General features: G+C 70.3%; 5 protein-coding genes. 3 read left to right on the forward strand and 2 right to left on the reverse strand.

The window, feature by feature from the left end:
* The first annotated feature begins 57 nt into the window (after positions 1–57).
* On the forward strand, positions 58–462 hold the full coding sequence (locus AC067U_RS35560; protein ID WP_478833984.1) for a type II toxin-antitoxin system PemK/MazF family toxin: 405 nt from the start codon (positions 58–60) through the stop codon (positions 460–462).
* Between the two features lie 276 nt (positions 463–738).
* Here AC067U_RS35560 and AC067U_RS35565 read toward each other — a convergent pair whose 3' ends face one another.
* Both AC067U_RS35565 and AC067U_RS35570 read right to left on the reverse strand, forming a co-directional pair.
* Complete coding sequence (locus tag AC067U_RS35565; protein WP_478833985.1) at positions 739–2,502, reverse strand: FG-GAP repeat domain-containing protein; 1,764 nt, start codon at positions 2,500–2,502, stop codon at positions 739–741.
* Between the two features lie 1,482 nt (positions 2,503–3,984).
* Complete coding sequence (locus AC067U_RS35570) at positions 3,985–4,512, reverse strand: sulfatase-like hydrolase/transferase (RefSeq protein ID WP_478833986.1); 528 nt, start codon at positions 4,510–4,512, stop codon at positions 3,985–3,987.
* A 124-nt stretch (positions 4,513–4,636) separates the two neighbouring features.
* Between AC067U_RS35570 and AC067U_RS35575 the strand changes: the two genes are divergently transcribed.
* Entirely contained in the window at positions 4,637–5,470 is an 834-nt protein-coding gene (locus tag AC067U_RS35575; RefSeq protein WP_478833987.1) for a YcxB family protein, read from the forward strand.
* A 58-nt stretch (positions 5,471–5,528) separates the two neighbouring features.
* Positions 5,529–6,190: helix-turn-helix domain-containing protein (locus AC067U_RS35580; protein WP_478833988.1), on the forward strand; the 662-nt coding region annotated here is incomplete at its 3' end.

Raw genomic sequence — 6,190 nt, forward strand, 5'->3', positions numbered from 1 at the left:
CCGGTACCCGAGCGCAGGGTGTGTGCGTCCACCCGCCGTCTTGTATCAGGAGGACTTGTGCGACGTGGTGAAGTCTGGTGGGTCGAGTTCGACGAGCGGCGGCTGGCCGTACTTCTGTCGGGAGACACCGCGTCCGGGATCCGGGTGATGCAGATCGTCGCCCCGGCGGGCGTCGACATCAGTAGTCTGGGCGTCGAAGTGGCTGTGGGTGGCATGGAAGGACTGCCCTTCGAAGGTGTGCTGCGGATCGCGTTCCCGCGCCCGGGATTCATCCCCTGTACGTGGCTGACCACCGTGTCCCGCGGCGACCTGATCGAGCCGGTGGGTGTCCTGCCCGCCGCGAAGCTCAGCGAGATCGAGGATGCCATCCAACTCGCCGAACAGACACAGGAGCGTACCCCCGAGACGACCGCGAAGCTCGGCCGGATAAGGGACGCTCTCCGTCTCAGCGGCCTCGGGTAGGCGGAGCGGGAACGGACGCCCGCGATGGCGTCGTCGGCGCCTCGTCGAAGCGACGGTCCTGTCAGGCCCCAGATCTCCAGCATGTCGATCTCGTCCATACCCGTCCGGCGTGGCTCCCATGACACCGCGCTCCAGTTCAGTAAGTCCCTGGTGGGTCTCGACGATGTGCATCACTGCCGCGCCGGTGGCCTCAGCCTGCGGGCGCGGGCCCGGTCGCCGGCCGGGGCCGGCGGGCGGGCCCGCGCCGTCGCTCTCGGCGGCCCGGGGCCGCAGGGGTCAGAGCATGTTCTTGTAGATGTTCCACCCGGTGCCGAACTTCACCCGGGGGGCGAAGGTCGCGGTGCCGGTCTTGCCCGTCGAGGTGTACGTGTACACGTCACCTCCCGGGAGCCGGGCCATCAGGTCGCCCTTGCTGTCGCCGTTGATGTCACCCGGGACGAACAGCGTGTCGTACTGGTTGAAGCCGCTGCCGACCTGCTCCCGGGCAGCGAACGGCGCGCTGGCCGTGCCGGTGCCCTTGAAGAGGAAGAGGCCGCCGGCGGCGTCCCGGGCGAGCAGGTCGGGCCGCCCGTCGCCGGAGTAGTCGCCTGCGCCGACGAGGGTGTTGTAGCCGTTCCAGCCGGTGCCGACCTTGATGCGGGTACCGAACTTCGTGTACGGCAGCCCGTCGCCGGGGTGCAACCACAGGACGCCTGCGGAGTCGCGGCTGACCAGGTCGCCCTTGCCGTCGCCGGTGAGGTCACCGGGGCCGGCCGTCATGGTGTAGTTCCACGACGTGCTGACCTTCACGCCGCGGACGTAGAGGTCGGTGCCGATGTTCTGCACGTAGCTGGCGTGGTTGTGGCTGTTGAGGCCCGTGGCGTACGTGTTGCGGGAGCCGGGTACCTCCTTGCCCGCCTGGTACGGCGGTGAGTAGTAGGTGCTGTTGGCCAGGGCGTGGTACTTGACCAGGACGTTGTCGGACTGGGTCATCACGTTCTGGCCCTTGCCGAACAGCGACGTGGTGCCCGCACCGACGATGAACTTGTTGAGTTCATAGCCGCTGCCGAAGTAGGCGGGTGCGGCGAACTTGCCGCCGCCGATCGACTTGAACCAGTACTCCACGCCGTCGTGGTTGCGCGCGAGCAGGTCGCTCTTGCCGTCACCGTCGCCGTCGTCCGAACCGGTGATCACGTTGTACGTGTTCCAGCCGGTGCCGACCTTGACGCGGGGCTTGAGCGGGGCGGTAGCGCTGCCGGCTCCCTTGTGGAACCACAGTTCGCCGCTCAGGGTGCGGGTGAGGACGTCGCCGATGCCATCACCGTCGACGTCGTTGGCGCCCACGACCTGGTCGTAGATCCCCCAGCCGGAGGCGACCTTGACCCGGGAGTTGAAGGGCTTGCTGACCGTCCCGGTCCCGGTGTACAGCCACAGGTCACCGGCGGGGTCCCGGGCCAGCAGATCGGGGCGGCGGTCGCCGGTCAGATCGCCGGTGGCGATGAGGCGGTTGTAGATCTGCCAGCCGCGGCCCGACCACAGGGGCGCCGAGGTGCTCTTCACGCCCGCCTCGTAGAGCGTGAGCACGCCGTCGAAGGTGAGCGAGAGGAGTTCGGGCTTGGTTGTGCCGCCGACGTCGCCCACCGGCAGCAGGTCCTTGAACGAGGCCTCGGGGTCGGGGTCGGTCTTGTAGATCGTGTATTCGCTCCAGGCCTTGATCGACGACAGGTAGACGGCCGTGACCTGGTCGTACTCCATGACGATCATGTCGCTGACGCCGTCGCCGTCGACGTCGTGCCGCGGCTTGGCGGCAGCGGCCACCCGGCCCGGGACCCGGGCCGGCATGACGACGGTCGGGAGCTCGTGGCCGCGGGCCGTTCCGGTCACGGCGGACGCTGCCGGCGCCGGCACGGCCGAGCCCGGCGCGGCCAAGCCCGGCACGGCCGAGCCCGGCGCGGCCAGGCTCGGCGCGGCCAGGCTCGGCGCGGCGGCAAGGGCGCCGGCGGCCAGGGCGAGAACGCTCCCGGCGGCCAGAGCGCGCAGCCGTCTGCGCTGCGGTGACATGCGGTGCGATGTAGTCAAGATCCCCCCTGAGGATCGAGCCGTGGGGCCCTGACCGGGCACACGTCATGCGTGTGTCCGGGATCACGCGTCGGTGCGTGAACGGCCCCCTGCTTCTGTCCGTGCACGCTAAGCCCAGTCACGGACATTCACGTCGGCACGATCACTCCGGTTCCCGTTCCCGGCACATCAGTTGGGTTTGCTGCACCGGGCGAGTGGGCACGACGTGCCGGCGCGTCGCCTGCTCAGGGGACCGGCGGTCAGGTATACGTGGACGGTCTTGCCGCCCTCGGGGACCGGCCGGACCTCCACCGCGTCGGCCAGCCGGTTGATCTGCGGCCAGCCGTACCTCCCCGCCGGCGGTGCCGCGGGCGGGCGGGGGTACGGGTGGCCGGCGCTGGCGCGGCGGGCGGGGGCTGGCGTCCGTGGCGTCGATGTCGGTCCCGTCGGCGGCCCAGGCCGCATCGAGAGTGCAGGGGCCGAGGGTGTGCCGGACGGCGTTGACCACCTCCCACAACGGTCCGGACACGGCGACGCGGCTCGCGGGCTCTGCCTGAAGGCTCTTGACCGTGGTCCGGGTGCCTCAACGTGGACGCGGGCCTTCCGTGGCAGCCGAACACGGCCGCGAACGGGACGCCTGAGGGTCCGGGTCAATGCGATCCGTCTCCTGGCCGCCATGCTCGCCAACACCGGGAGGCACGCCGACGACTGACGGCCAGATACGGGCTGCCCGGCGGGCGGCTCCATCCGCTGCAGCGGGGCCGGTAACTGCTCCCGGGCCCGCCGCTGATCTACTGCCCGCCACCACCACCTCGGCGGCCGGCTCTCGCAGCACGCGGTGTCGGCCCCTGCGAGGTGCTCCGGGACCGCCCGACGGCCCGGACCTCCCGCACCCCCTCCTCGCCGCGCTGGCCGCCCCGTTCACGACCTGAGCCGTTCCGGCGCTCGCGGGCCCTGGACGCGGCCCGCGGCCAGGTCAGTGGGTCTGCTGACCAGCACGGACGGCCCGAGTCGCCACACCGGAACCGAGATCGGCCCGTTGTTGCTGCCAGCCGTGCCCGTCCCCGTTCGGCTGCGCAACGCGAGCCACTGCCGAGTGCCGGTGCGAGCGTGAACCTGGGAGCAGCTCGTCGCAATGACGGGCCCGCCCGGCAGGCCCGGCCGCCCGGAGCCACCAGCAGGGCCGGCACACCCTCGGGCCAACGGCCCACCTTCGTCCTGGCCGGCAGCGGAGCGGGGGCACTTCTCTGGATCCAGTGGCGTACCGGGCCGGCGGCCAAAGACCGGGTCGCTGCCGCGCCGAGACCGGCGGCCTGAGGTGGAGTCCGCGTGTGCGGGTCAGCGGATGAGCTGCCGGTAAGTGCGGACGTCCCGGACTTGGCGAATGGTCATTCGACGGTCCCGGCGGGAGGTGTCGTGATCCACACTCGTGACAACGCCGAAGCACCCCCGGGGCGGTACGGGTCTCGGGCGTGCCGATCGGGTTCAGCGGGGGCAGCTCCGTGTCGGCAGGAACCAGACCCAGCTCCTTCTGCCGGGCCAGGAGGGCCAGTTGCGCTTGGTGGAGGCGAGGTTCATTTCGCCCTCCGGGCACAGGTGCCACTTGCCGACGATGCCCGTGCTGTAGCCCCGCTCGACGAGGATCTGTGCAAGGGTGGCGCACTGCTGCGGAACATGACCGTTGGCATTGGGGAAACCGACGGAGGCCTCGCTGATGCAGGCCATGCCGTTCGTGGTGTGGTTGCCACCGGTGAGCAGCGCCGAGCCGGTCGGCGAGCACAGCGCGGTGGTGTGCCACTGGGCGTAGCGCAGCCCGCCGGCGGCAATCCGGTCGGTGTTCGGCGTCTCGATCGGCCCGCCGTAGCAGCTCATGGCACCAAAGCCGACGCCGTCCAGCACGACGTACACAACGTTGGGCGAGCCCTCCGGTGCCTTGGACTGCTCGTACGGGGCCCAGTCGGGCACCGAGTCCCGGATGTCGAGGTTGATCACTCCGCGGAACGTATCGGTCACGGCCATCCCACCCCGGGCAGAGCGCATGCCCACGTCACGGCGGGAGGCGGGCGACTGGTGACCAGTCTCCGACGCAGGGCGGAGCCGTGCCTTCCCATGCGTCCGCCTGCTGGGGCACGGCCTGTTGCGCCTCTACGTGCATCGGCCCGACCACCCCGGGACCATCGGCGTCGAGATCCGCTTCACCGGAACGCCCACCGCGCTGATCGCCTCCTTCCCGGCCCTGATCGAGGAGGAGCAGTACCAACAGCTGTCCTTCGACGACCCGCACTGCGATCTCCTCGTGGACCTGACCAACTGGTGGAGACATCCGGTTCGCGCCCGACGCCGCACCGGGGCAGCGGCCTGGCGGAGAAGTCCTCGGCTTGAGTCCCGGCCCTTCTCCCCGCCGCACTCCGGTCCCGGACAGCGCCCCGGAGGCGGAGGGATAGGCTCCGCCCTCGTGAGCGACATACACAAGGCATCCTTCAGCGTCACCGGCCACGTGACCTGGGAGGAGTACGTCGAGGCCGCCAAGGCCGCCGGCCTGTTCCGGCGGGGGCGGGCAGTGGCCGCTCTCGGCACGGTCTGGCTCGCCGCGGCGAGCACGTCACTGTCCCCGGACGGCCTGACCGTGCGCCCCGTTTCCCTCGGCATCGCGGTGGTGTACGGCCTCGTCGTGCTGCTGGTCCTGCCGCGGTGGGCGGTCGCCCGCGGCTTCCGCACCGGCCGGGCGGCCGAGGAGAAGCGGGCCGTGGCGGACCAGGAGGGCATCACGGCGTTCCGAGGCGAGGAGTCGATGCGGCTCGCGTGGGACGACGTCCGCTGGTATCACGAGACGCCCCGGCTGCACGTGCTGGTGGGTCGCCGGGGCCGCCGGACCTGCCTCCTGGTGCTGCCCAAGCGCCTGTTCACCGCGCCGGGCGAGAGCGACCGGTTCGGCGCCCTCGCCCACAGCCGGGCCGGCGACGGTGCCTAGTTATAAAACTGCCGGACGTTGGTTACACATGGGTCTCCGATCGTGACGGAGATCTGCCATGCCCCCTTCACAGCAACAGCAGCAGGACCGACAGGCCCAGCGACGCCTGGCGGTCCTGCGGCACGCCGAGGAGGTCACCGGGAATGTCTCGCTGACCTGCCGGTACTACGGCATCAGCCGAAACTGCTTCTACAAGTGGCAGCGGCGCTACCAGGACGAAGGCATCGAAGGGCTGCGCGACCGCTCCAGCGCGCCGCACCACAGCCCGAACGCCACCGAGGCAGACGTCGTCAACAAGATCGTCTACCTGCGGCGGAACTACCACTTCGGCCTGATGAAGATCAAGATGTACCTCAAGCGGTACCACGACATCGACATCGCCTGTTCGGCCGTATACCGCATCCTCAAACGACTGGACCTGAACCGGCTGCCTGCCTCTCAGCGCTACAAGCGCCACGACCGGCGCCACACACGCTACGAGAAGCAGTTGCCCGGCAACCGGGTTCAGATCGACGTCAAGTTCATCGAGCCCGTCGGTGCCCCGGCCACGGCGCGCAAGACCCCGGCCCCGGTCACCGGCGAAGCCCCCAAGACACGTCGCCGGGCCAAGTACTACCAGTTCACCGCGATCGACGACTGCACCCGTCTGCGGATCCTGCGGATCTACCCGCGCTGCGACCAGAAGACCGCCGTCCAGTTCCTCGACTACGTCCTCGAGCG

This window comes from Streptomyces sp. NPDC043853, assembly GCF_056436025.1.

What these genes read in the sequence shown, in the direction of transcription:
- AC067U_RS35565 (WP_478833985.1), bottom strand. Translation starts at nt 2,502, where the DNA reads ATGTCACCGCAGCGCAGACGGCTGCGCGCTCTGGCCGCCGGGAGCGTT.